The organism is Demequina rhizosphaerae, assembly GCF_000971255.1.
Classification (GTDB): domain Bacteria; phylum Actinomycetota; class Actinomycetes; order Actinomycetales; family Demequinaceae; genus Demequina; species Demequina rhizosphaerae.
Genome location: NZ_BBMC01000001.1, coordinates 1 through 2764, shown reverse-complemented (window position 1 = coordinate 2764; position 2764 = coordinate 1). Strand labels below are relative to the sequence as shown.

3 protein-coding genes are annotated in these 2764 nt (G+C 69.2%); all 3 read left to right on the top strand.

The window, feature by feature from the left end; genetic code table 11:
• A partial coding sequence (locus AOM07_RS00015) for an IS30 family transposase (RefSeq protein ID WP_156171717.1) occupies nucleotides 1-582 on the top strand: 582 nt, incomplete at its 5' end.
• Nucleotides 583-836: 254 nt separating this feature from the next.
• Nucleotides 837-1850 carry an aldo/keto reductase gene (locus tag AOM07_RS00010; protein ID WP_062309862.1) on the top strand — a complete coding sequence of 338 codons (1014 nt, stop codon included), beginning with the start codon at nucleotides 837-839 and terminating at the stop codon, nucleotides 1848-1850.
• A gap of 124 nt (nucleotides 1851-1974) precedes the next feature.
• Nucleotides 1975-2764 (top strand): IS481 family transposase (locus tag AOM07_RS00005; RefSeq protein WP_062309865.1); only part of this gene is annotated, 790 nt, incomplete at its 3' end.

Sequence of the window (2764 nt, the reverse complement as noted above, 5' to 3'; positions counted from 1 at the left end):
CGCACGGGACGCACCCGGCGCAAGCCCCACCGTGACCCCGCCCAGCGCACCAAGCGCTTCGTGGACGACATGATCATGATCAGTGAGCGTCCCGCCGAGGTCGAGGACCGTGCCGTGCCCGGCCACTGGGAGGGCGACCTCATCGTCGGCGCGAACAACGCCTCCGCGATCGTCACCCTGGTGGAACGATCGACCCGCTACGTGATGCTGGGCCACCTGCCCGCCGGTCACACGGCTGAGGAGGTCCGCGACGTCCTCGTGCCCCTGATCGGCACCCTGCCGGAGCATCTGCGCGGGTCGCTGACCTGGGACCAGGGAGCCGAGATGTCCGGCCACAAGCAGTTCACCGTCGCGACCGGCGTGCCCGTGTACTTCTGCGACCCCCACTCGCCCTGGCAGCGCGGATCGAACGAGAACACCAACGGGCTGCTGCGCCAGTACTTCCCCAAGGGCACCAACCTGGCCGTTCACAGCGCCGTGGACCTCGAGCATGTCGCCCAGGAACTCAACGGCCGCCCACGCAAAACGCTCGGCTGGAAAACTCCAGCCGAGCGTCTGCGTGATCTACTACTGACCACCTAGCCAAACACCAGGTGTTGCGAGGACCCCAAGAATCCGCCGTGGGGGCCGGGCCTTCTGCTTGCCCGGGGCCCGCCGCAACCGGCGTGCCCGGGCCGCCCCGCGCCAACCGACGTACGTGAGCGCGCCCGGGTCGCCCGACGAGGCACGATGCGCGCGAGCCCGGGCACATACGCCGGTTGCGGCGGGGCGGGGGCGGGGGCTGGGCTCGGTGGGCACGATGCGCAGCCTGCGGCCGTCGACCCTAGGCTGAAGGCATGACCCATGACCCGTATGTGGCCGATGCTGCCCGCTACGACACGATGGACTACCGCCGCTCGGGGGAGTCGGGGCTCGTGCTCCCGGCGATCAGCCTCGGGCTGTGGCACAACTTCGGCGGGCATCACGCCCTCGACAGCCAGCGCGCGATCCTCCTCGCCGCCTTCGACATGGGGATCACGCACATCGATCTCGCCAACAACTACGGCCCGCCGCCCGGCAGCGCCGAGACCAACTTCGGCGGCTTCCTCGCGCGCGACCTCAAGCCCTACCGCGACGAGCTGATCGTGAGCACCAAGGCCGGCTACTACATGCATCCCGGCCCCTACGGCGACTGGGGCTCGCGCAAGTACCTGCTCAGCAGCCTCGACGCCTCGCTCGCGCGCATGAGCCTCGACTACGTCGACGTCTTCTACCACCACCGCCCCGACCCGGACACGCCCATCGGCGAGTCGATGATGGCGCTCGACCAGGCCGTCCGCTCCGGCAAGGCGCTCTACGCCGGCATCTCGAACTACGGCCCCGCCGAGACCCGCGAGGCCGCCGCGATCCTCGCGGACCTCGGCACGCCGCTGCTCATCCACCAGTTCAAGTACTCGATGTACGAGCGGACCCCCGAGGACGGCCTCCTCGACGCGCTCGACGATGTCGGCGCCGGCTCGATCGTCTTCTCGCCGCTCGCGCAGGGCATGCTCACGGACCGCTACCTCGGCGGCGTGCCTGAAGGCTCCCGCATCACGCACTCGCAGTTCCTCCGCGAGGAGCAGATCACCGCGCAGTACCTGGAGCGCACCCGCGCGCTCAACCGGATCGCGCGCGACCGCGGCCAGACCCTCGCGCAGCTCGCCCTCCAGTGGGTGCTGCGCGGTCGCCGCGTCACGTCCGCCCTGGTGGGTGCGTCCTCGGTCAGCCAGCTCCGCGCCAACGTCGACGCGCTCGACTTCCCCGACCTCACGGAGGAGGAGATCGCCGCGATCGAGCCGCACGCGGTGCACGGCACGTACTACGCGTGACCGCGCGGGGGACGATGCGCGGCTAGATGTAGTGCCCAGGGACGTTGTTTGAATCTGGGGCGATGAAGAGAACCTCCAGGCAGAGTGGAGCTGCTACCACTTCGCTCTGAACCTGGAGGTTCTCGTGTCCCACGCTAATGCCGCGCTGACTCCTGTCCAACGTGCTCGGATCGGTCGCATGGTGATCGACGAGGGCTGGACGGTCGCTGAAGCGGCTCGGTTCTTCCGTGTCTCCTGGCCCACGGCGGCGAAGTGGGCGCATCGGTATCTCGAGATGGGTCGGGGCGGCATGGACGACCGCTCGTCACGTCCGCATCGCTCGCCGAGCAAGACCCCGCAACCGTTGGTGCGCAAGATCGTGCACAAGCGCATCAAGACCAGGCGTGGGCCGGTCGAGATCGCCTCCCTCACCGGCGTGCCCGCATCGACCGTGTATGCCGTACTCAAGCGGTGCCGACTGAACCGGCTGTCCCACGTCGACGTCCGCACGGGTGAGGTAATCCGCCGCTACGAACACGACCATCCGGGCTCGTTGATCCACGTCGACGTGAAGAAGCTCGGCAACGTCCCTGATGGCGGGGGCTGGCGCTACGTCGGACGCCAGCAAGGAGACCGCAACCGCGCCGCGACACCCGGCAAGGCCAAGTCCAAGTACCGCGACCCCCTGATGCGGCATGCGTACGTCCACACCGTCATCGACGACCACTCCCGCGTCGCATACGCCGAGATCCACGACGACGAGACCGCGGCCACCGCCATCGGCGTCCTCGTCCGTGCGGTCGCATGGTTCGCCGCCGCCGGCGTGCACGTCGAAGCCGTGCTGTCCGACAACGGGCCCGCGTACAAGTCCCATGCCTGGCGCGACGCGTGCCGGGACCTGGGCGTCAAGCACCGGCGAACGCGGCCGTACCGAC

Bases quoted from the DNA above. Each gene is read 5' to 3' on its own strand.
- AOM07_RS00010 (WP_062309862.1), top strand. From the start codon at position 837: ATGACCCATGACCCGTATGTGGCCGATGCTGCCCGCTACGACACGATG.